This is a genomic window from Blastococcus brunescens (assembly GCF_035320885.1).
Taxonomy (GTDB): domain Bacteria; phylum Actinomycetota; class Actinomycetes; order Mycobacteriales; family Geodermatophilaceae; genus Blastococcus_B; species Blastococcus_B brunescens.
Window position 1 is genome coordinate 1401533 of the sequence record NZ_CP141261.1, and the last position, 23740, is coordinate 1425272.

Annotated in this window: 30 protein-coding genes, 1 tRNA gene, 4 pseudogenes and 1 riboswitch; of the genes and pseudogenes, 17 read left to right on the forward strand and 18 right to left on the reverse strand. The window is 72.9% G+C overall.

Going from position 1 to position 23740, the window contains the following annotated elements; translation table 11 throughout:
• Positions 1-14 precede the first annotated feature (14 nt).
• Complete coding sequence (locus U6N30_RS09325) at positions 15-593, reverse strand: hemerythrin domain-containing protein (RefSeq protein ID WP_324277070.1); 579 nt, start codon at positions 591-593, stop codon at positions 15-17.
• A gap of 131 nt (positions 594-724) precedes the next feature.
• Between U6N30_RS09325 and U6N30_RS09330 the strand changes: the two genes are divergently transcribed.
• Positions 725-985: a hypothetical protein gene (locus tag U6N30_RS09330; RefSeq protein ID WP_324277071.1), complete on the forward strand. Its 261-nt coding sequence runs from the start codon at positions 725-727 to the stop codon at positions 983-985.
• A 30-nt stretch (positions 986-1015) separates the two neighbouring features.
• On the opposite strand, the gene U6N30_RS09335 is transcribed toward U6N30_RS09330, so the two are convergent.
• Complete coding sequence (locus U6N30_RS09335; protein ID WP_422678101.1) at positions 1016-1906, reverse strand: acyl-CoA dehydrogenase family protein; 891 nt, start codon at positions 1904-1906, stop codon at positions 1016-1018.
• Positions 1898-2298 (reverse strand): annotated as a pseudogene (locus U6N30_RS33650) (acyl-CoA dehydrogenase family protein); the annotation flags it as partial. The gene U6N30_RS09335 and the pseudogene U6N30_RS33650, both read right to left, overlap by 9 nt.
• 127 nt (positions 2299-2425) lie before the next feature.
• Between U6N30_RS33650 and U6N30_RS09345 the strand changes: the two are divergent.
• On the forward strand, positions 2426-3214 hold the full coding sequence (locus tag U6N30_RS09345; protein WP_324277074.1) for an NAD-binding protein: 789 nt from the start codon (positions 2426-2428) through the stop codon (positions 3212-3214).
• On the forward strand, positions 3214-3456 hold the full coding sequence (locus tag U6N30_RS09350) for a TrkA C-terminal domain-containing protein (RefSeq protein WP_324277075.1): 243 nt from the start codon (positions 3214-3216) through the stop codon (positions 3454-3456). The genes U6N30_RS09345 and U6N30_RS09350 overlap by 1 nt, the downstream gene beginning before the upstream one ends.
• A 78-nt stretch (positions 3457-3534) precedes the next feature.
• On the opposite strand, the gene U6N30_RS09355 is transcribed toward U6N30_RS09350, so the two are convergent.
• Both U6N30_RS09355 and U6N30_RS09360 read right to left on the reverse strand, forming a co-directional pair.
• On the reverse strand, positions 3535-4674 hold the full coding sequence (locus U6N30_RS09355) for a serine/threonine-protein kinase (RefSeq protein WP_324277076.1): 1140 nt from the start codon (positions 4672-4674) through the stop codon (positions 3535-3537).
• Between the two features lie 25 nt (positions 4675-4699).
• Positions 4700-4822, reverse strand: coding sequence for a hypothetical protein (locus U6N30_RS09360; RefSeq protein WP_324277077.1), 123 nt, complete (start codon positions 4820-4822; stop codon positions 4700-4702).
• Between U6N30_RS09360 and U6N30_RS09365 the strand changes: the two genes are divergently transcribed.
• The 6 genes from U6N30_RS09365 to U6N30_RS09390 all read left to right on the forward strand — a co-directional run bounded on the left by U6N30_RS09365 (position 4821) and on the right by U6N30_RS09390 (position 9670).
• Positions 4821-4982, forward strand: coding sequence for a hypothetical protein (locus U6N30_RS09365; protein WP_324277078.1), 162 nt, complete (start codon positions 4821-4823; stop codon positions 4980-4982). The two genes, U6N30_RS09360 and U6N30_RS09365, sit on opposite strands and share 2 nt — an antisense overlap.
• Before the next feature lie 130 nt (positions 4983-5112).
• The gene (locus U6N30_RS09370; RefSeq protein ID WP_324277079.1) at positions 5113-5334 is read left to right on the forward strand and encodes a hypothetical protein; all 222 of its coding nucleotides are present in this window, start codon (positions 5113-5115) and stop codon (positions 5332-5334) included.
• Positions 5310-5480, forward strand: coding sequence for a hypothetical protein (locus U6N30_RS09375; RefSeq protein WP_324277080.1), 171 nt, complete (start codon positions 5310-5312; stop codon positions 5478-5480). Before U6N30_RS09370 ends, U6N30_RS09375 begins: the two co-directional genes overlap by 25 nt.
• Positions 5438-6895 carry an HSP90 family protein gene (locus U6N30_RS09380; RefSeq protein WP_324278218.1) on the forward strand — a complete coding sequence of 486 codons (1458 nt, stop codon included), beginning with the start codon at positions 5438-5440 and terminating at the stop codon, positions 6893-6895. The genes U6N30_RS09375 and U6N30_RS09380 overlap by 43 nt, the downstream gene beginning before the upstream one ends.
• A complete protein-coding gene (locus U6N30_RS09385) occupies positions 6882-9083 on the forward strand; it encodes a hypothetical protein (protein ID WP_324277081.1) in 2202 nt (733 codons plus the stop codon). The genes U6N30_RS09380 and U6N30_RS09385 overlap by 14 nt, the downstream gene beginning before the upstream one ends.
• Complete coding sequence (locus tag U6N30_RS09390) at positions 9044-9670, forward strand: hypothetical protein (RefSeq protein WP_324277082.1); 627 nt, start codon at positions 9044-9046, stop codon at positions 9668-9670. The genes U6N30_RS09385 and U6N30_RS09390 overlap by 40 nt, the downstream gene beginning before the upstream one ends.
• A gap of 46 nt (positions 9671-9716) precedes the next feature.
• Here U6N30_RS09390 and U6N30_RS33655 read toward each other — a convergent pair whose 3' ends face one another.
• Genes U6N30_RS33655 through U6N30_RS09410 form a run of 3 tightly spaced genes read right to left on the reverse strand, consistent with a single transcriptional unit; the run spans position 9717 to position 11361 of the window.
• Positions 9717-10337, reverse strand: coding sequence for a class I adenylate-forming enzyme family protein (locus U6N30_RS33655; protein ID WP_422678055.1), 621 nt, complete (start codon positions 10335-10337; stop codon positions 9717-9719).
• Complete coding sequence (locus U6N30_RS09405) at positions 10316-10774, reverse strand: AMP-binding protein (RefSeq protein WP_324278220.1); 459 nt, start codon at positions 10772-10774, stop codon at positions 10316-10318. The genes U6N30_RS33655 and U6N30_RS09405 overlap by 22 nt, the downstream gene beginning before the upstream one ends.
• Positions 10747-11361, reverse strand: a complete 615-nt coding sequence (locus U6N30_RS09410; protein WP_324277083.1) for an AMP-binding protein — start codon at positions 11359-11361, stop codon at positions 10747-10749. Before U6N30_RS09410 ends, U6N30_RS09405 begins: the two co-directional genes overlap by 28 nt.
• A 263-nt stretch (positions 11362-11624) precedes the next feature.
• On the opposite strand from U6N30_RS09410, the pseudogene U6N30_RS35380 reads away from it, so the two are divergent.
• Positions 11625-12136, forward strand: a pseudogene (locus U6N30_RS35380) (iron-containing alcohol dehydrogenase); the annotation flags it as partial.
• Positions 12137-12355: 219 nt separating this feature from the next.
• Positions 12356-12913 (forward strand): dehydroquinate synthase/iron-containing alcohol dehydrogenase family protein, encoded by a 558-nt coding sequence (locus U6N30_RS35385; protein WP_479690615.1) that lies wholly within the window; start codon positions 12356-12358, stop codon positions 12911-12913.
• Between the two features lie 14 nt (positions 12914-12927).
• Here U6N30_RS35385 and U6N30_RS09420 read toward each other — a convergent pair whose 3' ends face one another.
• Complete coding sequence (locus tag U6N30_RS09420) at positions 12928-13089, reverse strand: acyl-CoA thioesterase domain-containing protein (protein ID WP_324277084.1); 162 nt, start codon at positions 13087-13089, stop codon at positions 12928-12930.
• A gap of 247 nt (positions 13090-13336) precedes the next feature.
• Between U6N30_RS09420 and U6N30_RS09425 the strand changes: the two genes are divergently transcribed.
• Positions 13337-13546, forward strand: coding sequence for a hypothetical protein (locus U6N30_RS09425; protein WP_324277085.1), 210 nt, complete (start codon positions 13337-13339; stop codon positions 13544-13546).
• A 47-nt stretch (positions 13547-13593) separates the two neighbouring features.
• Here U6N30_RS09425 and U6N30_RS09430 read toward each other — a convergent pair whose 3' ends face one another.
• From U6N30_RS09430 to U6N30_RS09455, 6 genes are all read right to left on the reverse strand, one after another.
• The gene (locus U6N30_RS09430) at positions 13594-14601 is read right to left on the reverse strand and encodes a hypothetical protein (protein ID WP_324277086.1); all 1008 of its coding nucleotides are present in this window, start codon (positions 14599-14601) and stop codon (positions 13594-13596) included.
• Positions 14602-15044: 443 nt separating this feature from the next.
• Positions 15045-15821, reverse strand: coding sequence for a nucleotidyl transferase AbiEii/AbiGii toxin family protein (locus U6N30_RS09435; RefSeq protein ID WP_324277087.1), 777 nt, complete (start codon positions 15819-15821; stop codon positions 15045-15047).
• Complete coding sequence (locus U6N30_RS09440; RefSeq protein WP_324277088.1) at positions 15763-16539, reverse strand: type IV toxin-antitoxin system AbiEi family antitoxin domain-containing protein; 777 nt, start codon at positions 16537-16539, stop codon at positions 15763-15765. Before U6N30_RS09440 ends, U6N30_RS09435 begins: the two co-directional genes overlap by 59 nt.
• A gap of 223 nt (positions 16540-16762) precedes the next feature.
• Positions 16763-16839, reverse strand: a tRNA-Ile gene (locus tag U6N30_RS09445).
• Positions 16840-17032: 193 nt separating this feature from the next.
• Positions 17033-17174, forward strand: a riboswitch (cyclic di-AMP (ydaO/yuaA leader).
• A 35-nt stretch (positions 17175-17209) separates the two neighbouring features.
• Positions 17210-17599 (reverse strand): hypothetical protein, encoded by a 390-nt coding sequence (locus U6N30_RS09450; RefSeq protein ID WP_324277089.1) that lies wholly within the window; start codon positions 17597-17599, stop codon positions 17210-17212.
• A gap of 12 nt (positions 17600-17611) precedes the next feature.
• On the reverse strand, positions 17612-18067 hold the full coding sequence (locus U6N30_RS09455; RefSeq protein WP_324277090.1) for a hypothetical protein: 456 nt from the start codon (positions 18065-18067) through the stop codon (positions 17612-17614).
• An 18-nt stretch (positions 18068-18085) separates the two neighbouring features.
• On the opposite strand from U6N30_RS09455, the gene U6N30_RS09460 reads away from it, so the two are divergent.
• From U6N30_RS09460 to U6N30_RS09470, 3 genes are read left to right on the forward strand one after another with little or no spacing between them, the layout of a single operon-like run.
• Complete coding sequence (locus tag U6N30_RS09460; RefSeq protein ID WP_324277091.1) at positions 18086-18436, forward strand: M23 family metallopeptidase; 351 nt, start codon at positions 18086-18088, stop codon at positions 18434-18436.
• Positions 18437-18468: 32 nt separating this feature from the next.
• The gene (locus tag U6N30_RS09465; RefSeq protein ID WP_324277092.1) at positions 18469-18972 is read left to right on the forward strand and encodes a TVP38/TMEM64 family protein; all 504 of its coding nucleotides are present in this window, start codon (positions 18469-18471) and stop codon (positions 18970-18972) included.
• 14 nt (positions 18973-18986) lie between these two features.
• The gene (locus U6N30_RS09470) at positions 18987-19139 is read left to right on the forward strand and encodes a hypothetical protein (protein WP_324277093.1); all 153 of its coding nucleotides are present in this window, start codon (positions 18987-18989) and stop codon (positions 19137-19139) included.
• On the opposite strand, the gene U6N30_RS09475 is transcribed toward U6N30_RS09470, so the two are convergent.
• Positions 19136-19771 carry a hypothetical protein gene (locus U6N30_RS09475; RefSeq protein WP_324277094.1) on the reverse strand — a complete coding sequence of 212 codons (636 nt, stop codon included), beginning with the start codon at positions 19769-19771 and terminating at the stop codon, positions 19136-19138. The two genes, U6N30_RS09470 and U6N30_RS09475, sit on opposite strands and share 4 nt — an antisense overlap.
• Positions 19768-20010: a hypothetical protein gene (locus U6N30_RS09480; protein WP_324277095.1), complete on the reverse strand. Its 243-nt coding sequence runs from the start codon at positions 20008-20010 to the stop codon at positions 19768-19770. Before U6N30_RS09480 ends, U6N30_RS09475 begins: the two co-directional genes overlap by 4 nt.
• A gap of 814 nt (positions 20011-20824) precedes the next feature.
• Here U6N30_RS09480 and U6N30_RS09485 point away from each other — a divergent pair.
• Both U6N30_RS09485 and U6N30_RS09490 read left to right on the forward strand, forming a co-directional pair.
• Positions 20825-21318 (forward strand): annotated as a pseudogene (locus tag U6N30_RS09485) (GGDEF domain-containing protein).
• Positions 21319-21692: 374 nt separating this feature from the next.
• The gene (locus U6N30_RS09490) at positions 21693-22193 is read left to right on the forward strand and encodes a DUF3145 domain-containing protein (protein WP_324277096.1); all 501 of its coding nucleotides are present in this window, start codon (positions 21693-21695) and stop codon (positions 22191-22193) included.
• 186 nt (positions 22194-22379) lie between these two features.
• Here U6N30_RS09490 and U6N30_RS09495 read toward each other — a convergent pair.
• Positions 22380-23725: pseudogene (locus U6N30_RS09495) on the reverse strand (acyl-CoA carboxylase subunit beta).
• Positions 23726-23740: the final 15 nt, after the last annotated feature.

Here is a 23740-nt window from a genome sequence, read left to right on the forward strand (position 1 = left end):
GGCGGTGCCCGTCGTCAGTCGCTGCTCCTTCCCCGGCCGGTCACCGCGTCGCGCAGGTGGTCCAGCAGACTGGCCACCGGCCCCGCCGCCGTCCGGATGCCTGCCTCGTTCGGGGTCATGGGGTGGGCCCGCGTCGGCGCGTACTTCTTCACCGTCTCGACCTTGCCGGCCAGCTCGACGAGCTGGTCGTGGCTGAGGTTCGCCCGCAGCTCGCCGAACATCCGGCGCTCCTCGTGCTCCACGTGGTGGCGGATCTCCTGGACGAGGCGGGCCACCACGGCGTCGAAGCCCGGGTCGCCGGCGTCCATGCGTTCCAGCCGCTTCATGGTCTCCTCGGCCTCGGCGTGCTCCCGCTTCGAGTGCTGCGCCTCCTCCTCGTCGAGTTGCTTCTCCACCAGCGGGTAGACCTGCGTCTCCTCGGCCACCGAGTGCTTGACCAGGCCGATGGTCACCTCGTCCACCAGCTCGCGCTTGCGTGCGACGTCGTCCGGGCCGCTGCGGCCGTGCAACTGCTCGAGCTCGTGGAAGATGCGGTCGAACTCGCGGTGGTCCGCGGCCAGCAGGTCCACGACGTCGCGCTGGGTCTCGATCATCGCTGCTCCTCGGTTCGCGATCCGTACGCCTCGTGTTCCCCTCGGCGCGGCGGTGAACACCGCGGGCCGGGAGCGTCCGATTCGCTAGATCGTGGTGGTTGACCGGTTGTGGTGCGGGGCACAGGTTCGACGTGGACACGTACGCCGTAGGGTTCGCGCGACCGGATCGGTGGTCGCGCGGGCAGTCGACCGAGCAGAGTCACCCCTGGCACGCCGTGGAGGCGCACCGCCCCGCAGCGGAGCTCGACGGCGAGGTGGAGCTGGCGGTCTGCGGTGCGATCGTCCAGGTCTGGGGATCGCAGAAGTGGGAGCGTGTCGGCAACGGGCGCACCGCCTGCCCCACCTGCCGGCGGCTCACCACCACCGCCAGGTCCCTGACGTCGGCTCGCTGAGCCCGCGGTCGGGGGCTACCCGCCCCGCGCTCAGCGAGCGGGCTTGCGCCCGCTGATGGCCGACAGGCCGGTGATCTCCCGGCCCACGATCAGCGCCTGCACCGAGTCGGTGCCCTCGAACGTGAAGATCGCCTCCATGTCGGCGTGATGCCGGGCGACGTCGTGCTCCAGGAGGATCCCGTCGCCCCCGAGGATGTCGCGGGCGTCGGCGACGATGGCCCGGGCCTTGGCCGCATGGTTCATCTTCGCCAGCGAGGCCATCGCGGCGGTCATCCGGCCGGCGTCGGCCAGTGTCGACAGCCGCCAGCACATCAGCTGCATCGACGTGACCTCGGCGAGCATCCGCGCCAGCTTGTCCTGCACCAGCTGGAACCCCGCGATCGGCTGACCGAACTGCTCGCGCCGCAGGGCGTGCGCGAGCGCGAGCTCGTAAGAGGCGGTCGCGAGCCCGAGCGCCCGCCAGGCCACGGTGTAGCGGGTGCGGTCCAGCATCCGCGAGACGTCCGTGAACGAGTGGCACTCGGCGAGCTTGTTCTCGACCGGCACCCGGACGCCGGTCAGCGTGATCTCGGCCTGCCAGACGGCCCGCAGCGCGGTCTTGCCCGTCATCACCGTCGCCTCGTAGCCGGGCAGCGACCCCTCCTGGCCACCGGTCTCGACGACGTAGCCGCCGACCGCGCCGTCCTCGCCGCGGGCCCAGATGATCACGTAGTCGGCGATCGAGCCGTTGCCGATCCACTTCTTCCGCCCGTTCAGGACGTAGCAGTCGCCGTCGCGGCGGGCCGAGGTCTCCAGCCCGACGGCGTCGGAGCCGTGCTCGGGCTCGGTGAGGCCGAAGGCGCCGATCCGCTCCAGCCGGGCCATGGCGGGCAGGAAGCGCTCGCGCTGCTCCTCGGAGCCGAGGACGGCGATCGACTGCATCGCCAGGAAGCTGTGCACGCCGTTGAACGTGCCGACGCTGCCGTCGGAGCGGGCCAGCTCCGCCGCGACGAGTCCGGCGGCGACGTTGCTCATCCCCGGGCAGCCGTACCCCTCGATGGTGCCGCCGACGATGCCCAGCTCGGCCAGCCGGGGCACCAGCTCGAAGGGAACTCCGCGCGGTCCCAGTACTCGTTGATGCGTGGGTTCACCTCCTTCTCGCAGAAGGCGCGAACCCGATCGCGGATCTCGATGTCCTCGGCGTCGAGGAGCTCGTCGATGGCGTAGAAGTCGGGGCTGGCAGCGGTCACCTGCCGGACGCTACGACGGGAGACGGCATGCTGCCCGGCGTGGGCATCGGCCAGGCGAGCGCCTGTCGCCGCCCGGGCCCTCACCGCGGTGGCGCCCCGGTCGCCGGCTGCCCGGCCGAGCCGGACCAGGGGCTCCCGGGCTCGCGGTGCGCCCAGTGCCGGGAGTGCTCGGGTAGCTTGCGCTGGCCGTCCGACGACGTGGGAGTGTGCGGTGCCGTTCCTGATCTACCGCCTGTCGCGGTTCGTGCGGCTGCGCCTGAACGGGTGGCGGCTGCCGCTGGCGGTCGCCGTGTTCGTGTTCGTGTCCAGCTGGCTGGCGATGGCGCTGGTCGAGCCCGCGGGGAGCGACATCGCCGGGCCAGGCACCTACTGGTGGTACTTCCTCGTCACGTCCGCGACCGTCGGGTACGGCGACGTCTTCCCCGCGACGACGGGAGGCCGGGTCGTCGGCGCCTACGTGATCGTCGGCGGCATCGTCACGCTCACGCTCCTGTTCACCCAGCTGGCCGGTGCCCTGCAGTCCGTCCGGGGCCGGCGACTGAGAGGTGTGGTTCCCCTGGACATGTCCGACCACGTCGTCCTGCTCGGCTACTGGCCGGGGCGCACCGAGCGGATCGTCGCCGAGCTGACGGCCGAGGGCCGCTGCCAGGTGGCACTGTGCGCCTGGGACGACGTCCCGGAGAACCCGCTGCCCGACCGGCCGGAGGTGCACTTCGTCCGCGGCGACCTGACCCACGAGGACGTCATGACCCGGGCCTGCGTCCAGCGGGCTCGGACCGTCGTCATCGACGGGCGCGACGACAACGAGACCCTGGCGATCGCGGTGGCCGTCGACCACGCCAACCCCGACGTCCACCTCGTCGCCGCCGTGCGCGACCTGGGGCGCCGGGACAGCCTGCGCTACGTGAACGCCGGGGTGCAGGTCGTCCAGTGGCACATGCCGTTCCTCCTCACCGAGGAGGCCACCGACCCGGGATCACCGAGATCTACAACGACCTGATGAGCAGCGCCGGGCGCGGCAACACGTACTCGATGCGCGTCCCTGCGGGGTTCTCGCACCAAACGTACGGCGACTGCCAGACGCACTTCGGGCGCACGTACGGGGCGACGGTGCTGGCGTTCCGCGAGCGTGACGAACTCGTGGTGAGCCCGCCCTGGGACACCCCGGTGCCTGAGGGCGCGACGCTGTACTACGTGGCGAGGCAGCGGATCGACGACGCGCGCCTCGCCGGCCGGCGGTGAGGGCTCAGAACACGTCGAAGAACGCGGCGAGAGCGATGCCGGCACCGATCAGCAGCACCATCACCACGGCCATCGTGGTCAGGACGGGCACGACGACCCAGCGCCGCTTGAACCTTCGGCGGCGCGGTGGGGCGGGCGGGGAGCGGTGCCCCGGGACGGCGCCCGGCGGTGGTCGTCGTGCGCCTTCCGGTCGCGGCGTCGCTCGGCCAGGACGTCACGGGCGTCGCGGGCGACGGAGCCGAGGAGGGCCCGAGAGGCCGACGCCAGTGCGCGGAGATCCTCGCCGTCGATGCGCGCGACGGAGTTGCCGCCCACCCGGCCGGGAGCCGGCGGCGGGACCGCGGTCGGTGGCACAGGTGCAGCCGGGGTCGGCGCCGGGGTGGGCGCCCGGCCGGCCATGACCGCCTCCAGTTCGGGCCGGGTGCTCCGCGCGGTGCCGCGCCGGGCTGGGTCCTTCGTCAGCAGACCCAGGAGGACCGGAACGAGCGGCCCTGCGCGCACCATGGGCGCCGGGTGCTCGGACACCACCGCCAGCAGCGTGGCCATCGGGTCGCCGCGGTCGAACGCGGGCCGCCCCTCGACCGCGGTGTAGAGCGTCGCGCCGAGCGACCACAGGTCCACCGGGGGCCGCGGGTCCTCACCGTTGGCCCGCTCGGGCGCCATGTACGCCGGCGATCCGATGAGGGCGCCCTGCGTCGTCAGGGCGGAGTCGCCGGTGGTGGTGGCGATGCCGAAGTCGGTGAGGCAGGCGCGGCCGTCGGCGTCGACCAGTACGTTGGCCGGCTTCAGGTCGCGGTGCACGATCCCGATCGCGTGCGCCGCGTCCAGCGCCTCGAGCAGGTCCAGGCCGATGCGGGCGACGGCCGCGGGTGGGAGCGGGCCGCGCTCCTCGAGGATCTCCTGCAGGCTCCGGGCGGGCACGAGCTTCATGACCAGCCACGGCTTGCCGTCCTGCTCGACCACGTCGTACACGGTCGTGACGTGTGGATGGTCCAGCCGGGCGGCGGCGCGCGCCTCGCGCATCGTCCGCTCGCGCAGGACGCCGCGCTCCTCGTCGGTGAGCTCGACGGAGAAGGTGAGCTCCTTGACGGCGACCTGGCGGTCGAGGAGCTGGTCGGTGGCCAGCCAGACGGTGCCCATGCCGCCCCGGCCGAGCATCTCGCCGAGCGCGTACCGACCCGCGACCACGCGCGGCCGCGGCCCGGTGTCAGCGCTCATGGATCGCCAGTACCCCGGGACGCGCTCAGGATTCGTCGGACGCGTCGTCCGACTGTGCGCTCTGCGCCTCCAGCTCGGCCTCGAGCTCGGGGGTCTCCTGCTCGAGCGCGATGTCGCGGGGCTGCGGGTCCTCGGGTCCGGTGGTCATGACGGCGAGCCTGCCCCAGGACGCACCGGTCCGCCCGGCACACGTGCGCGCCGACTGGCAGGCTCGACCGAACGTCACGAATCGACGACGCAGTGGCAGCGCCGCCCGCAGCTGCGCCGACAACGTCGTCGTCGGGCTCGACCGGGTCGTCCCGGCCTGACCCGGCTAGCTCAGCCCGGTTGCGCGGCGGGACCGGGTGGCGGGTGGGGCAGCAGGGGACACCGGGGCGCCCAGCGGGGACTCGTCGACGCGTCCGGTCGCCCACCGGCGCGCGGACCTACCCTGCTCCGGTGCGCCATGCCTTCCAGGTCGACCTTCGCGGGGTCATCGACCTGCTGTCCTCGCACCTCTACAGCTCGCCGGACGTCTACGTCCGGGAACTGGTGCAGAACGCGGTCGACGCGCTGACCGCACGGCGCTCCGCACCGGCCGTCGGGGCCGTCGTGATCGAGTGCCACGACCGCTCGGGGGTGCCCCGGTCCTCTCGGTGGACGACGAGGGCATCGGCCTGACGGTCGACGAGGTGCACCAGCTGCTCGCCACCATCGGCTCGTCGTCCAAGCGGGACTCCTCCTCGAGCCCCAGGCGGACTTCCTGGGCCGCTTCGGCATCGGGCTGCTCTCCTGCTTCCTCGTCAGCGACGAGATCCGCGTCGTGACCCGATCGGCCCGCGGCGGCCCGGGCGTCTCCTGGCTGGGGCGCAGCGACGGCACCTACGAACTTCGCGAGCTCCCCGAGGACGAGGGCCGCAGCCGTCCGGGCACGACGGTCTGGCTGACCGCCCGCACCGGTTTCGAGGACCATCTGCGCCCCGCGACGGTCCGCGCGCTGATCCGGCGGTTCGCCGGCCGTCTGGAGCAGCCGATCGTGCTCCGTGCGGCGGGGAACGACGAGGTGATCGGTGGCGGGCCGCTGCCGTGGGTGGGACGTGACGACGCCGCCCTGCTGGCGTGGTCGGAGGAGGAGCTCGGCGAGCGGTTCCTGGACGCCGTTCCGCTGGCCCTGCCCGCCGCCGGCCTGACCGGGGTCGCCCTCGTGCTCCCCGAGAGCCCGAGCCCCGCCGCGCGCCAGCGGCACCGCGTCTACCTCAAGCGGATGCTCCTCTCCGACGCCGTCGACGGGCTGCTCCCGGATTGGGCGTTCTTCGTCCGGGCGGTCGTGGACACCAGCGCGCTGCAGCCCTTGGCCTCCCGGGAAGGTCTCTACGAGGACGCCACGCTCGCCGCGGTCCGCGAAGGGCTCGGCGCCGCGCTCCGGAGCTGGCTCACCGGCCTGGCCGAGCGGGACCCGGTCCGCCTGCAGGCGCTCGTCCGCGTCCACGCCCTCGCGCTCAAGGCGCTGGCCGTGCACGACGACGAGCTCCTGCGGTTGTTCGCGCCCTGGCTGCCGGTGGAGACCACGCTCGGCCGGATGACCCTCAGCGAGGTGACACGCCGCGGTCCGGTCCGCTATGCGGCCACCAAGGAGGACTTCAGCCAGATGGCCCAGGTGGCCACGGCGGAAGGGATGTGCCTGGTCAACGCCGGCTACACCTACGACGAGGAGCTGCTCAACCGGCTGCCCGGCGTCCTGGCCGGCGTGGACGTCGAGCGGGTCGAGCCGGAGGACCTGGCCGCGGTGCTGGGCCCGGTCGGGAGCGCCGACGCGGCGGCCGCGGCCGGGCTGGCCCGTCGCTGCGCGCCGGTCCTGTCGTCGTTCGGGTGCGACGTCGAGGTGCGGGACTTCAGCCCGACGTCGCTGCCTTGCCTGTACACCGCCGGTGACAGCGCCCGTTTCACCCGCGAGGTCGGGGAGACGGCCCAGGTGGCCGGCTCCTTCTGGGGGCCGGTGCTGAGCATGGTGGAAGCCGCCGGTGGCGAGCGTCGGGAGGCCGTCCTCGTCCTCAACTGGCGGCATCCCGTGGTACGGCAACTGGCCGGCCCGGTGACCGACGACGCGCTGCGGACCGCGCTCGAGGTCCTCTACCTGCAGGCGCTCCTGCTCGGCAGGCATCCGCTCCGGGGTCGGGAGACGACCCTGCTGTCCAGCGCCCTCGGGCGCCTCGTCGAAGGGAGCCTCGGTGGCTCGCACTAGGTCGGTCCGGTCGCTGATGGAGGAGGCCGCCTCGATGCCGCCCGGGTTCGCCCGGACCGCGGTCGCCGAGGAGGCCGTCCGCCTGGCCGACGCGGCCAACGACCTCGACGCGGGATTCGAAGCCCGGGTCGCCCTGGCATCGGCCGCGGAGCACGGCGGCGAGGCGCGCAAGGCCCTGGTCGCCGTCACGTGGTGTCTCGGGCAGATCGACGCCCATCCCGGACGCTTCGACAAGCACGGGCCCTACTGGGCGCTGAAGTGGCTGCCCTGGACGCTGATCGACATCCCCGACGTCCCCTTGGACGAGGTCGAGCGGGTCGTCGCCGAGATGCGCCGGCGCTACGAGGCCGAGGGCACCGGGCAGGACGCCGTCGCCAAGATGGCCTGGACGCTGCCGCTGTACCTCGGACGCATCGAGGAGGCGGTGGAGGCCCACCGTCACTGGCGGCTGCTGCCGCGCACGGAGTACGGCGACTGCCGGGCGTGCGACGTGCACTCCGAGGTGCAGCTCGCGCTCGCCGCCGGCGACACCGCGCGGGCGCTCGACCTCGCGAGACCGGCCCTCGCCGGGCGGCTGGAGTGCGGCGAGGAGCCCGCTCGCATCCTCGGCCGACTGCTGGCCCCGCTGGTCGATCTCGGCGACCTGGCCGAGGCCGAACGCCTGCACCAGTGGGGTCTGAGGCTCGCCCGGGGCAACCCGTCGCTCCTGCACACGCAGGCACAGCATGTCGTCCACCTCGTGCGCACCGGTCGCGTGGACGACGCCGAGACGCTGCTCGCGGAACTCGTCGACGTCTGCGACCACACGGTGATCGATGCCGACAGCCGCATGTGGGTCTCCGCGGCAGGCGCGTGCCTCGCGACCGCACTGCACGAGGCAGCCGTCCCGGAAGTGCGTCGCACCCTCGGCGTGCGGCCCCGGGCCACCGGGGCCCTGGCCGGGTCCTTCGGCCAGGAGGCGCGCACCACGGCGGCCGCGTTCGACCGCCGGAACGGCACGGGCGCGGTGTCGGAGGAGGTGGAGACGTGGCTGGCGGTCCGCGCCGGCTCGGTCTCCCACGCCGTGCCGGCCGTGCCGTCGCCTGCCGCGGGCACCGCGCCGACCGCCGTCCCCGCGACGGACGATCCGGGTCCGGGAACGGACGACCCGGAGGCGTTGCTGACGCGGGCACGCACGCAGCCGGCCCTGACGGACGAGGCGCGCGTGTCGCTGGCCGAGCGGGCACTGGCGGGCTTCCGGGCAGCAGGCGAGGAGGATGGTGTCGCCCGTGCCCGACGCAGCATCGGCACGGCCCTCGTGCGCCTGGGCCGGGAGGACGACGGGGAACGGTTCCTGCAGGACGCGCTGCCGGACCTGGCGGCTCACCCCGAGGAACAGGCCTGGGCCGCCCTGGAGCTCGCACGGCTCGCCTTCGTCCGGGCCGACGGGCGCATCGACGACGAGGTCCGGCGGCTGAACGGCGTGGCGCTGGCGTCGGCGGAGCGGGTACCGGACCGGGCCGCCGTCCTCGCCCTGTGCCGTACCGCGGAAGCCGAGTGGTCGGTCGTCCAGCTGGGACCGGACGCGACGGCGGCGCAGGTGGCCGACGCGGCGCAGGCCTTCGCCGGCGTCCGGGAGCTCGTGGCCGGGGCACCCACCGAGCTGGCCCACGTGTGGGGGACCGAGGCGTCCTGCCGCGCCGTCGTGGGGGACATGGAGGGCGCGCTCGCCGCCGCATCCACCGCCTGGGACATCGCCCGGCAGTCCGCGGACGACGAGACGGTGGCGCAGGTGGGTTCGCTGACCAGCGGGCTGCTGGCATCGACCGGGCAGCTCGATCGCGCCCTCGACGTGCTGGCGGCGGTCCAGCGGGCCGAGCTGGCCCGCGGCGAGCGGCTGGACGCCGGCGACACCGCGGTGGCCCGGGCAGAACTGTTGCGGGACACCGACCGGGAGGAGGAGGCGCTGGCCCTGGCCTGGGAGGCGGTCGACCTGTACGCCTCCGTCGGGGACGCGGTCGGCGCAGCCGGTGCGCGCCTGACCGTGGCCCGGCTGCTGCGGGCGCTCGGCCAGGACCTGAACGCGTACGACATCCTCTCCGAGCTGTCCGCCCAGGCCGGCGAGGGCGACGACCGCCGGTTCGAGGGGCGGTCGCCCTCGATCTCGCGATGCTCAACGCCGAGTACGGCGACGCGGACGAGGCGATGACGTCCGTGCAGCGGGCGCTCGCCTGCTTCGACGCGGACGACGCCCATGCGCGCGGCCGGGCCCACCGGGTCCTCGCCGACGTCCACCTCATGCGCGAGGAGATCGCGGAGGCGCTCGTCGCCGGTGACGCCGCGATCTCCGAGCTGGCCGGTGAGGACGACCCCGTGCTGCTCGCCGACGTCCGCCGCGAGCAGGCCAACCGCCTCGTCGTTGCCCGGCGGGCCGAGGAGGGACTGTCGCTGTTCGCGCTCGCCCGGCAGGCGTACGACGCCCACGGTCTCGCCGTCGCCGCAGCGGGGGCGGACCTCGGCCGGGCGGATGCCTTGGCGGCACTGGGCCGGACCGGCGAGGCCGTCGCGGCGGCCGAGGAGGCGGCAGCCGTCGGCGTCCGCGAGGACGTGCCGGCGCTGCTGGCCGACGCACTGTGGACGGCGGCGTCGCACAGTGCCCCCGACCCGGAGCGGTACGACCGTGCGCTCGCGGCATACGCGCGGGCCGGAGCCCCGGAGGAGCAGCTGGACGAGCTGAGGGCGGCCCGCGACGCGGCACTCAAGGGCGGGCGTCGGCGGTTCCGCTTCGGTCGGTGAGGGAGGACGGTGCCCGGCCGGATCGTCGGCCGGGCATCGTCCTCTGCTATCCCCGCAGTTCCCGGCGGAGGATCTTGCCGGTGACCGTCTTGGGCAGCTCGTCGATCAGCTCGATCACCCGCGGGTACTTGTAGGCCGCCATCCGCTCCTTGCAGTGCGCGATGAGTTCCTCCGGCGTCGTCGTCGCGCCCGGCTTGAGACTGACGAACGCCTTCACCGTCTCGCCGCGCTTCTCGTCGGGCACGCCCACGACGGCGGACTCCCGGACCGCCGGGTGCTGGGCGAGGACGTCCTCCACCTCGCGCGGCCAGACCTTGTAGCCCGACGCGTTGATCATGTCCTTCTTGCGGTCGACGATGAACACCCAGCCGTCAGGGTTCATGAAGCCGACGTCGCCGCTCTTCAGCGCCCCGCCGGGCAGGTTGGCCGCGGTCTCGTCGGGCTTGCCCCAGTAGCCGGCGACCACCTGGGGCCCGTCGGCGACGATCTCGCCGATCTCGCCCAGCGGCAGGTCGTTCCCGTCGTCGTCCTGGATGCGGACGATGGTGTTCGGCGCCGGGACGCCGACCGACAGCGCACCGGACGTCGGGTCCACCGGGGACGGCGAGCCGAACGGCGTGACCGTCATGGGAGAGGTCGTCTCGGTCAGGCCGTAGGCGTTGTGCACCTGCGTGCCGGTCGCCTCCAGGAACGCCTTCTCGGCGGTGGGGAGATGGCCGCCCCGCCGGAGTAGATCGAGGTGAACGACGCGAAGTGGTCCCGGCTGAAGCCGGGGGCGTTGAGCAGGGCGCTGAAGGCGGTGATCGCGCCGATCGTGAACGTCGGCCGGTGCTCGGCGAAGGCGTCGAGCACCACCTGCGGCTCGAACCGGTAGGCCAGCACCAGCGGCGCCGGCACCAGCAGACTCACCGCGATGTGCCCGATCAGCCCGGTGATGTGGAACAGCGGCGCGATCCCGAAGATCGCGCCGTCCCGTCCGGCGTGCACCCAGTCTCGGTAGACCTGCGCGGTGAAGACGACGTTGCGGTGGGTGTTCATCGCGCCCTTGGGCACGCCCGTCGTCCCGGAGGTGTAGGTCAGGAACGCGACGTCGTCGGCACCCAGGTCGACCGGGGTGGCACCGTCCCGCGGTGCCGGTTCACGAACTCGACGAAGTCCGTCGTCCCCTCGTGGCGCCGACGCTCCAGGCCGGCGAAGAGCCGCTCGTCGTCCCGGGTCTGGAACTCCAGCTCGCTGGTGGTCAGCACTAGCCGCACGTCGGTGTCCGGGACGACGTCCTGCGCGATCTCGCCGTACAGCGACTCCAGCGACACCAGAACCGTCGCACCGGAGTCCTTGAGCAGGTAGGACAGCTCGCGGGTGCGGCTCATCGGGTTGATCGACACCATGACGCCGCCGGCCTTCCACGCGGCGACCATCGAGATGACGAACTGCGGGACGTTCTGCAGGTAGACGGCCAGCCGGTCGCCGGGCGCGAACCCGTTGGCCAGCAGGCCGGCGGCCAGCCCGTCGCTGAGCTCGTCCAGCTCCTGCCGGGTGAGGACGCCGTCGAAGTACCGCAGCGCGACGGCGGAGGGATCGGCCGCCACGCCCGCCCGGAACATGTCGAGCGCGTCATCGAACTCGATGTCGTAGTCGGCCGGCTGGTCCCCGTAGCGGGGCAGCCACGGCCGCTCGTCGTAAGCGCTCATGGCCGGAGCCCCGTGATAACCACGGGGTCGACCGGCGTCCCGGCGGCCTGCACCCCCTCAGCGGAGGGCCGACGCAGGGGAAGAAGTAGGGGAAGTCGCGCCGGCCGTCCTCGGCGCAGTCGACGAGGGCCGGAGCGGTCGCGGGGAGTCGGTCACGGGCCCTCCGGTGCAGGCGAGCGGGGCGGTCCTCGGACTACTCCCCGGTGTGGTGCCGACCCCAAACGCGTGCAACATTCGGTGCACCGACCGCCGAGAGGGACGTCATGAGCATCGCCACGCCCGCGAACCCCGAATCAGTCTTCACCTACGGCGCTCCCCAGCTGAAGTACGGGAGCGGGGCGTCGGACGAGATCGGCTACGACCTCAGCCGGTACGGCGTCCAGCGGGTGCTGGTGATCACCGATCCCGGTGTGGCGGCCACCGGGATCCCGCAGCGGGTGGCCGAGCAGATGGCGCAGTTCGGCATCGAGGCCCGCGTCTACGACGGCGTGCACGTCGAGCCCACCGACGTCAGCCTGATCGCCGCCATCGACGAGGCGCGGTCGACCGGCCCGTGGGACGCCTTCGTCGCGGTGGGCGGCGGTTCCACCATCGACACCGCCAAGGCCATCAACCTGCTCACCACGAACCCCGGCGAGCTCATGGACTACGTGAACGTGCCGGTCGGCAAGGGGAGGCGCCGTCGCAGCCGCTCAAGCCGCTGGTCGCCGTCCCGACGACGACGGGCACCGGCTCGGAGAGCACCACGATCTGCGTGATGGACGTGATCTCGGCCCGGGTGAAGACCGGTATCAGCCACGCGCGGCTGCGCCCGACCCTGGCCGTGATCGACCCCGACCTCACCCTCACCCAGCCGCCCGGCGTGACCGCGGCCTCGGGCATGGACATCCTCTGCCACGCCCTGGAGAGCTACACCGCCCGCTGGTACACGACCTACGACCGCAAGAACCCCGAGCAACGGGTGCCCTACTGCGGGTCCAACCCCATCTCGGACATGTGGTCGGAGAAGGCGCTGTCGCTCCTGGCCGGGTCGTTCCGACGTGCGGTCCGGCACGGCGACGAGATGCAGGCGCGGTCGGACATGGCCATGGCGGCCACTTTCGCGGGAATGGGTTTCGGCAACGCCGGGGTGCACATCCCGCACGCCAACGCCTACCCGATCGCCGGGCAGGTGAAGGACTTCCACCCCAAGGACTACCCGGCCGACGAGTCGATGGTCCCGCACGGCATGTCCGTGGCCCTGACGGCGCCGGAGGCGTTCCGCTTCACGTTCGAGGCTTCTCCCGAGCGGCACGTGCGGGCCGCCCAGCTGCTGGCGCCCAACGCCGGCCTGCCGACCGCCCCGGAGGAGTTCCTGCCGATGGTGCTGGCCGACCTGATGCGCGACATCGACATCCCGAACGGTGTGGGGGCGGTGGGCTTCGGCGAGAACGACATACCGGAACTGGTCGAGGGGACGATGAAGCAGCAGCGGCTGCTGGCGACCTCTCCGCGCGACGTCACCGAGGACGACATCGCCGGCATCTTCCGCCGCTCGATGTCCCTGTGGTGATCAGCGCCCGGTGATCAGCCGAGGCGGACGACGCTCTTGGTGACCTGGGCGGCGGCGACCACCTGACCGTCGACGGTCGCCTCGGCCCGCATGAACGCCACCTGACGGCCCCTGCGGAGAACGGTGCCGGTGATGTCCACCCGCCGGTCGGCGGCGACCGGGCGGATGAGCGACACCGTGAGGTCGTGGGTGACCGCGTGCTCCTCGTCGGAGAGGGAGGGAGCAGGGCAAGGAACGACGCGACGTCCATCAGCGTGTAGACGACGCCGCCGTGCAGCACCCGAGCCTGGTTCTGCGCCGGCTCGGCCACCGGGAACCAGATGCCTGCAGACGGCTCGGCCGGGTCGCGCAGCTGCATGCCGAGGAAGCGGTGCAGCGGGATGTCGAGCACGGCCTGCACACGGGCGGCCAGCAGGCTGTCGGATGGCACAGGGTCCTCTCGCCGGGGAGCGCGACGAGCCTCGCACGCGGGGTGTCTTCGTCACGACCTGGTGGGGCCTGCTGCGCCGGTGCTCCGTCGTTCGCATCCGCGGGGACGTCGGTCCCCACGATCCCGACCACGTCGCGGACGGCCTGGGATCGGTCGAGCCGACGCCGTCGCCGGTGGCCGTCCACTCCGCCGTCGCGCGGTGACTCGGTCGTCCGCCCGGTAGTCATGTCTGCTCGTCCGGCGACGGCGGTCACCCGGCGGCGGAGACCTGCCAGCGGAGCCCGGCCGGCCGGCCCTCGGGGCGGTAGACGATCGTCCCGGTCGCCGAGGGGACGTCGAGCACGACCGTGCCCTCGACCGGCCCGTCCGGGCCGGGCGGACCCGCCAGCCAGCCGTCCTCCAGGCAGGCGGCCGCGGCGGCGGTGTCCACGTCCGTCGTCAGCACGTCGTCGGCGTCGTGGAACCGGAAGTCCGCGGCGCTGATCGACGGCTGCCCGGCCGCGGCCGGCGGGTCGGGATCCACGACCTCGAGGTGCAGGCCGATCAGGTGACCGTTCTCGGGCGGGATGCTGCCGGCCGCGCAGCCCTGCTCGACCGAGACGCTGACCAGGGTGATCGACAGCTCCACGTTTCCGTCGGCGTCCACGTACTCGTGGCGCTGGCCGAGCGCCAGGGTCGTGTCCGTGTCCGTGTCCGTGGGCGGTGGCGGTGGCGGTGACTCCTCCGCCGGGGGCGTCGTCGGCGGCGGGGTCGTCGGCGGCGGGGTCGTCGGCGGGGTCGAGGTCGGTGGTGTCGAGGTCGGCGCAGTGGAGGGCGGCTCTGTCGAGGTCGGCGCAGTGGAGGGCGGTGAGGTCGAGGTCGGTGGGGTCGGGGTCGGTGGTGTCGAGGGCGTTGCCGGGGTGGGAGGGGCGGCGCTGTCGGAGAGGCCGGGGAGTGGCTGGCGGCTGCGCCACCGGTGGCTCCTCGGCGGGGCTCTGCGCCGGAGGGGCAGGCCGTGCCTCGACGGGAGTCGTCGACGGTGCGGTGCTCTCGTCGTCCGCCCGCGTCTGCTGCGCGACGCGGGCGGCGTCGAGAGCGGCGTACCGCTCGTCGTAGTCCTCGAGCACGACCCCGATCTCGGGGATCTCGAGGGGCCGCCGGCAGGTTCCGACTCGTCCACCGGGGCCCACGCCCCGCCCAGTGCGTGCAGGCCCTGGGCCGCGGCCGGGGTGCCACCAGAGGCGACGACCGGGTCCGGGACCGGTTGGACGGCCGTCACGACGGCGGCGACAGCGAGCGTGAAACAGGCGGTGCCCAGCACCTGCACCGATCGGCCGGACCCGCGTCGCCCAACCCGATGTCTGCCCACAAGAACTCCCGCGTCACGGAACGCCGTCGGTGGTCAGCGTGTCCGGTCTGACGAAGGACGTCTACGGACGCCACGACCGTTCCAGTGGTGTTGTCGGACCGTACGAGTGACGACGGTGCGCGCTGATGAAACGTGAGTGCGTCACTGCAGTCAGTGAGCAGCGACCGATGGTGGGGCGGGTGGGGCTCGAACCCACGACCAGGGATTATGAGCACTTTCCGGCTGAACGCTGCGCTGACATGCGAAGACGCAGCTCGCTGACGAGCGTCCGGCAGCCAGTACCCGGCTGTAACGCCCACTGCGCACACCGCCTCCCTGTGTCCCGCCGCGTCTGGCGATCGATAGTCCCGGGCTCAGGGGCTCCAGTCGCGGTTGGCCGGGGCCCACGTCGCCGTGTCCGGCACGGTTGTTGTGTCGAGCAGCGGGTCGGCGAACCGCACGGTGGCTTCGAGGAGTTCGCCGAACTGGTCGGGCAGCCGGTCCTGCAGATGTTGACGATCGCGCCACCGGCGGTAGCGGGTCTGAGCGAGTTCGGCGTAGCCGTCGAGGATGTCGCGCAGCGGCCGAAGGTCTGCGCCGCGGTGGGTGGCCACCGTCAGCAGTGCCCCTCGTGCGGCCCGTGCGTCGAAGGAGTGGGAGCCGGTCAGCAGGTAGATGTCGCCGAAGTCCCGCCAGCGGGTGCTCGCCGTGCCGCGCTGAGCGGCGGTGACCACCTTCTCTGCAAGCACCATGGGGATCGGGTAGCCGAGCAGGTCGATCTGTCCGCCCAGCAGCCGCGGAACGTGCACCGTCTCGGGCTGCGGCCAGATCGGGTCGCCGACGTTGACGTCGACGTGAAAGGTCTCCTGGGCGGTGGCGAGCCGGGCGCGCAAGGTGACTCGCACGCCGTTGTACTCGTCCTCGTCTCGGATGGCCTCGGCGTGAACGTCGGAGGTGTCGAACTGGAGCCCGTCGTCCTGGCCGGGCGGCAGGCCGGTTCGGGCCACCTCGATGACCAGCTGACGCACATGGGCGATCTCCCGAGATTGAGCCCGCGCGGCGAAGTCGATGTCTGCGGTCGGGCGGCGCAGGTCATAGGCAGCCAGCAGCACGCCACCCTTGAGGACGAGGTTGCGGGCATGCGGCGACACGGCGAGGCGGGTCAGGAATCCTTCGAGCGCGTACAGGCGCAGGTACTCGGCGGTGGCGCGGCCGGCCTTCTTGGCTTCTGACCGTAGGTCCAGGTACGCGCGGCCATCGGGCGTGGCGCGCGTGGCGTTGGCGCGGCGCGGCGGGGTCAGAGCAGGACCTCCAGAGCCTGCCGAAGCGACGAAGTCGCTCGGGGAAGGACTTCGCGATACGGAGCAGCTCGACCGGTTGTCCGCCCCGTCGCAACCAGCGGCGAAGCGCTTCATAGGCCAAGTCCGGGCCGACCGCGCCGCGCATACGGAAGACGTCGACGATGGTGCGCGGAGCACTGTAGAGGCCGATCTCCGTGTCATCGTCGAGGGCCAGTCGGTCACGACCGATATGAAAGGTGTCCGTCGCGAAGCTGTGCCAGTGAACCGGAACGTCGACGTGCGGGTGCCAGGTGCCGCGCGGCAGCGCGACGTCATGTTCGACCGGGATGGTGTCGGTCAGTTCGTGCTCGACCAGTGCCGACGTCAGGCAGAGGGTGGCTTTGGAGGCCCTTTCCGCGATTGTGACGAGGTCTAGGTCGGCCAGAGGTGCGCTGGTCTGGCGGTACAGGCCGCGGCCGATCGCTTCGACGTCGCCACGGTCTCGCAGCCGGTACAGCTCGTGCTTGGTCATACCGGCTGCACGCGCCTGCGAGTAGGTGAACGTCGATGGCAGACCGCTCCAGGCCATCACATCTCCTCGGAACTAACCCATACAGATAGGGCGCAACTGTAAAGGAAAGTTCCGTGCGATGGATGGTGGCCGACGGGCGCGTGTCCCGGCCGGCCGCACGACCAGGTCGTCGACACAACCCGCTTCCCAGCTCGTGCACGCTTCCCCGCCTCACGCAGTCCCAGCCTGTACGAGCGCTGTGCCGCACCCGATCTGCGCGTCCTCTGGGCGTACGGCCTGATGGTGGGGCGGGTGGGGCTCGAACCCACGACCCAGGGATTATGAGTCCCATGCTCTGACCGGCTGAGCTACCGCCCCGACCCGGACAGCCTGCCAGACGACGCCGGGCTCCCGGAGTGCCATCCGCACCGGACCGAGCGGAGCCGGAACACCGGCCTGTGACCTGACGTGCGTCTTGTTATCCGGCTGTGACATCAGGCCGATCTAGCTGTAGCTTCGTCCGCGGCCCGGACGACATCCGCCTTCGCACCCGAGGGCATCGGACGGGCCCCGCCGAACCGCGTCGGCCTGATGGCCGCGCGGACCGGGGAACCACCGCAGTACTGGGGTGAATCACGCCCGCGCGTCACGGGGAAGGGACGCGGGCGAGTAGGGCACTTGCGGCCCGAACCCGTCAGCTAACTCGGTAGGCGGACGCGAGGAACAGGAGAAGCGTCGCCTTGGCGGCTCAGCACCACACAGTCACGCCCACATCCGTCCAGCCGCTCAGCCGGCGTCGTCCCCGACAGCGCGTCCGACGGGCCACCCTCGTCGCCGGCGCACTCACCGCCGCTCTCCTCAGCACATCGGTCGCCCAGGCAGCGCCCAGCGCCCGCACCGCCGAGGCGCAGACCGCCCACGACCAGGCCGCCGCCCGGGTGGCCGCCATCGCCGCGCGCGTCACCGAGGCCGAGCAGACGCTGCAGCGGATGACCATCGAGGCCGAGGCCGCCAGCGGCGAGGCCCTCGCCGCGCAGGCCGCGCTCGCCGCCGCACAGGAGGAGGCGAACGAGACCGCGACCGTGCTCGCCGAGGCCCGGGCCGCGGTCGCCGAGACCAGCGACGAGGTCTCGACCATCGGCCGCGAGGCCTACATGGGCGCCGACGACAGGTTCGGCGACGTCGCGCTCCTGCTCGACGCCGACAGCCCCACCGAGGTGCTCCAGCAGGCGGCCACCCTCGAGCACCTCGGCCTGGAGCGGACCCAGGTGCTGGAGCAGATGGAGGCGGTGGAGGTCCGTGAGGCCCGGGCCGACCGTGCCGCCCGCGCCGCCGTCAGCGAGCGGGACGAGCTCGCCCGGGTGGCCGACGAGGCCGAGGCGGCCGCGCACGCGCAGCTCGCCGCCGCGCAGGGCACCTTCGACGCCGTCGCGGCCGAGAAGGCAGCCCTCGACGCGGAGCTGCGCGAGGCCGAGATCCGGCTGCTGACCCTGCAGGGCACCCCGGACCCGGTCGCCACGCACTCGGCGCAGCAGGCGAGCGCCGCAGCCGTGAACATGCTGAGCTCGGCCGGCGGGGCCGTCGCCCCCACGAGCGGCCGCGTCACGTCCTGCTACGGATCCCGATGGGGACCCTGCACGCCGGCATCGACATCGCCGCGCCCATCGGCACGCCGGTGTACACACCCGAGGACGGCATCGTGCTCCAGGCGGGACCGGCCAGCGGCTTCGGGCTGGCCGTCGCGGTGCAGCACGGGGACGGCGCCATCACGCTCTACGGGCACGTCAACCAGATGTTCGTGTCCGCCGGCCAGGTGGTCCAGGCCGGCCACCAGATCGCCGAGGTCGGCAACCGCGGTCAGTCCACCGGCCCGCACCTGCACTTCGAGGTGCACACCGGCGGCCTCTATGCCAACCGGGGCAACCCGGTCCCGTGGCTCAGCGCCCGCGGGATCTCCCTCGGCGGGGGCTGCTGACCCCGATCCATTCCCTGGGCGACGATGAGCCGGTGAGGACGGCGGCGGACAGCACCCGGGCGCGCGCCGCCGTCCTGGTGCTGCTCGTCGTCGTCGGACTGGTGGCCGTGGCCGCCGTCGACCTGCCCGACGTCGCGACGGCCCGCGGCTGGGTCGACGCGGCGGGACCGTGGGGCTGGACCGGCATGGTGACGGGCGTGGCACTGGTGCTGCTGGCGCCCGTCCCGCGGTCCGCCGTCTCCGTCCTCGTGGGCGTCCTCGCCGGGTTCCCGGCGGGTGTCGCGGTCGCGCTCGCGGGCGGTCTGCTCGGTGGGCTGGCGGCGTTCGGGCTCAGCCGGGGCCTGGGCCGCCCGGCGGTGGCCCGGTTCGCGGGCCGGGGGCTGGCGAGGGTGGACCGGCTGATGGCCGAGCGCGGGTTCTGGGCGCTGCTGCTCGGGCGTCTGCTCCCCGTCGTGCCGTTCGTCGCCCTCAGCTACGGGGCGGGTCTCACCGCGGTCCGGCTGACCCCTACGCGCTCGCCACGGCGCTCGGGCTGATCCCCGGCACCGTCGTGCAGGTCGGCGTCGGCGCCTCGGCCGGCGCCCTCGCCGACGGGGCGACGGCGTCCACGGTCGTCCCCGCGGTGGGCATGGTCCTCGTGGCCGGCGGTCTCGGTGCGCTCGCCTGGCGCCGTCGTCCGGCGTCCGGCCGCGAGGCGGTCTAACCCTTCCGGAACAGCCTGCCCAGCATGCCGCCGGCCCCGCCCACGGTGCGGGCCGCGAGCTGGAGGATGGGGCCGCCCGGGATGCCCGGTACGGCCTGCACGATCGGCGCCAGCTGGAGCAGCCCGCCCACGTCGTGGATCTTCAGCCTGCGCCGGGCCACGGCCGGCACCGGGTTGACCCGACCCGACGCGGCCTCCAGCAGCAGGTCGGCCGCCCCCTCCACAGCGGGCCCGTCGATCCGCCCCGCGGCCACCTGCCGGACCGTCCAGCCCCCGGCCTCGGACACGAAGGTCCAGCCGTCCTCCGGGGTGGCGAGGGTGACCTCGCCGTCGATGCTCATCGACGCGGCCAGCGCGCCGGTCACGTCGGTGAGGGCGGCGAGGCCCGACTGCAGGACCTCCGGCGGTGGGGGAGGGGCGCCGCAGGACACGAGGTCCAGCCCGTGGACGGCGAGCTCGTAGGCCTGCCCCAGGACGACGCTCAACAGCGGGATGCGGCCGACGACGGACACCGTGGGGGCCGTGTCGAGCTCCTCCGGCTCCTCGGCCAGGTAGCGGGCGGTCGCCTCCCGGTTGCGGCGCAGCGCGTCGAGCACCTCGCTCCGGGACGCGTCCAGGTGGGCCGCGGTCACCCGCGCGTTGGTGGCGTCGACGTCCGGGGAGTGCCCGAGCCGCCGGCGCGTGCGGAGGCGATCAGGTCCGCCATGGCGGTGTGGTCGTCCCAGCACCCGAGGTGCACGCAGATCTCCTGCGCCCGCCAGCCGCCCAGCCGGGAGGGACGGTCGAGCTCGACGGCCTCGGCCCGCTCGATGAACGCGTCCCACGCGCTCAGCACCCGGCCGGCGACCTCGTCGCGACCGGCGTCCGCCATTCCCTGGTCCCGTCCCACGACAGCCGCACTACCCCTCCAGCCGTCGGACAGGCATCGGACGGCGCAGGTCAGGCGTGGCACGCGCCACGTCGTCCCGGCAACGGATCTCCCTCCGAGGGGTGAGCGAGGTGTCAAGCCGCGCACCTCGGGGGCCGATCGCACAACCGTGACCGAACGACTGCCCGGAGATCGCCGGGCGAGGAGGACGCCAGGCGTCTCCCGGCCGAGCCGTCTCCGCCGGCTGCTCGCGACGGTCCGCGCCGGGCTCTACCGGCCGCTCGCCGAGGACGAGACCCGTGCCGCGTACTGGGTGCGCCACGTGCGGATCGGCATCCTGCTCAGCGAGGTCGCCGCTCTCGTCGTCATCGGCTACACCCTCTTCACCGACAGCCCCGGCCGGCACTCCCCGGTGATCCTCGGGCTGACCGGCCTGATCGTCGTGGGCGTCCCCTGCCTGCTGCTCCTCCCGCTGCCGGCCATGATGCGCGACTCACGCGGGCCGACGATGTTCTACGCCTGGACCCTCGCCACCACGGTCGTCGTGGTCATCGGCACCCGTCTGGACGGCGGTTCGTCCAGTCCGCTGGACGCACTGCTGTTCCTCACGCTGACCTTCATGGCCGTCGCATACTCGCCCTACGGCGTGGTCGCCATGGGCAGCGTCATGACGCTCAGCTATCTGCTGTTCGTCGAGCTGCCCGGTGGGCTGAGCACCACGGGGCTGTTCTTCCTGGCGATCATGGGCGCCTTCACCATGGTCTGCGCCATGGCGTCCGCGAACTCCTGGGCCGCCTACGACCGCCAGCTCCTGCTCATGCGTACCCAGGAGACCCTGGCGGCGACCGATCCACTGACCGGGATCCCGAACCGGCGGGCCTTCATCGACCGCGTCACCGCCGCTGTGCACGACGCCGCCTGGGGGCACCAGAGCGTCGTCTGCCTGGTGGACCTGGACGGCTTCAAGGCCGTCAACGACGCCGGTGGGCACGCCGCGGGCGACGCCATGCTGAAGGCGGTCGGCACCGCGCTGGGCGGCGCCGTGCGCGAGACCGACACGGTCGCCCGGCTGGGGGCGACGAGTTCGCCGTCCTGGCCGATGCCTCGGTCAGCTCCTCCGGTGAGATGCTCGCCGAGCGGCTCCGCGCCGCCGTCGCGCAGGTGGGCGGCCCGCTCGGGGTGACCGCCAGCGTCGGTGTCGCCGAGGTCGAGCCGGGTGACGACGTCGAGGACCTTCTGCACCGCGCCGATGCCGCCATGTACCGGTCGAAGACCGCCGGCGGCAACCGCATCACCAGCCTCGCGTACTGAGTCGAACTGGCGCCGGTGCGCCCGGGCGAGGATCCGCGGTCACGCTCCGTGATCGATCGTGCGATGCCGCTCACAGGCCTGAAACGGGTGGTGGGACAGCGGTTCCGACTCCCGGGCGTGCCTCTCCAGAACGCGCCCGGCCCACTGGACGTCGCCCTGACCTCGTGGTAAAGGCGTTTGACCAGCGATAAGAGGTACCACCGGTGACCATCCGTCACATTCGCACCAACTGTCCCAGCCGGGCTGGCGCGATGGGCACCTCATCGTGCAAACTGTTCCCGGAAGCCCTGTTCCGCCACTGCCGAATACAGCGCGTCACCGAATCGATGGTCCGTAGGGGAAGACGAGACCAATCGAGTCGATGGAGGTGCCTCGTGCAGCGACGGTCTACCCAGGGTGTCGTCTTCGTGCACGCGTGCCCGAAGGCGCTCTGCCAGCATGTCGAGTGGGCGCTCGAACGCGTCGTCGGCGCGCCGGTCTCCCTGTCGTGGGCTGAGCAGCCCGCGGCACACGGTTCCTACCGTGCCGAGGTCGCCTGGACCGGTTCGCCCGGTACCGGTGCCCGGCTCGTCGCTGCGCTGCGCGCGTGGCCGATGCTGCGCTTCGAGGTCACCGAGGAAGCCAGCCACGGCAATGACGGCGAGCGCATGTCCTACGTGCCCGGGCACGGTGTCTTCCGCGCTCCCACGAGCGCCAACGGCGACATCATGATCAGCGAGCAGCAGCTGCGGCACCTCGCGGCCACCGCGTCGTCGGCCGAGGCCTTCCGTCACGGGGTCGACGAGCTGCTCGGTGCCGCCTGGGACTCCGACCTCGAGGTCTACCGGCACGCCGGCGACGGGAGTCCGGCCACCTGGCTGCACCAGGTGGTCTAGGTCGGGGTAACGAATCAGCTACGACGGTCCGGGTCGACTCGCCGGATGGTCGTAGCCTGGGACCAGGTCGTCCGGGCGCCGTCGGGGAAGCGGCGTCCGGGCGACCTTCTCGTGCGCCCCGGCCCGTCCTACCTCGCCGTTCGGGGTCCTGCCCCACGGTCGACGGTGAGGCAGGACACCGAACGATCAGGGAACCTGATCGTTCTCGCCCTCAGAGGGGATGTTGCCGTGCGCTCCCCGGCCGGGCGGGGCGGCGGCGAGCGCCGCGATGAGCCGGCGCTTGGTCTGCGCGGGCTCCACCACCTCGTCGACGACGCCGATCTGCAGCGCCCGGTTCACGCCCCCGGCGATCCGCTCGTGCTCCTCGGCCAGCTGCGCGTGCAGGGCCTCGCGCTCGCCGGGCGGCACGGCGGCCAGCTTCTTGCGGTGCAGGATGCCGACGGCGGCCTTCGCGCCCATGACGGCGACCTCGGCCCCGGGCCAGGCGAACACCGCCGTCGCCCCCAGAGAACGGGCGTTCATCGCGATGTAGGCCCCGCCGAAGGATTTCCGCGTCACCAGCGTCACCCGCGGCACGACCGCCTCGGCGAACGCGTGCAGCAGCTTGGCCCCGCGGCGCACCACGCCGTCCCACTCCTGACCGACGCCGGGCAGGTAGCCGGGCACGTCGACCAGCACGACCAGCGGCACCCCGAAGGCGTCGCACATGCGCACGAAGCGGGCCGCCTTCTCTGCGGAGGCGGAATCCAGGCACCCCCCAGCCGCAACGGGTTGTTGGCCACGACGCCGACCGTCCGGCCCGCCAGCCGGCCGAGGGTGGTGACGACGTTCGGGGCGAAGCGCGGGTGCATCTCCAGGCCCGGGCCGTCGAGCAGGTTGGAGATCACCGGCTTGACGTCGTAGGCGCGCTGCTTCTGCTCGGGCAGCAGTGCGCTGAGGTCGACGTCCGGCGCGCTGTCGGGAGGCGCGAACGTGCCCTGGTCGGCCAGCAGGTCGACCGCCAGGCGGGCCGTCTCCAGCGCCGCGGCCTCGGAATCGGTGACGACGTGCACGACACCGCTGCGCCGACCGTGCGTGTCGGGTCCGCCCAGCTGCTCCTGGTCGACGACCTCACCGGTGACCGAGCGGACGACGTCCGGGCCGGTGACGAACACCCGGCCGGCCGGTCCCATGATCACCAGGTCGGTGAGCGCCGGGCCGTAGGCGGCACCGCCGGCAGCCGCGCCCAGGACGACGGAGATCTGCGGCACCCGCCCCGAGGCGCGGACCATCGCCGCGAACACCTCGCCGACGGCGTGCAGGGCGGTGACGCCCTCGGCGAGGCGGGCACCCCCGGAGTGCCAGATACCCACCGACGGCACGCGCTCGCGCAGGGCGGTGTCGATCGCGTCGACGATGTGCCGGCAGCCGTCGACGCCCATCGCGCCGCCCATGACGGTGGCGTCGGTGCAGAAGGCGACCACGGGGCTGCCGCTCACCGTGCCGCGGGCGGCCAGGACACCGGAGGTGTCGCGGGCGGCGAGCAGCTCCATCGATCCGGCGTCGAA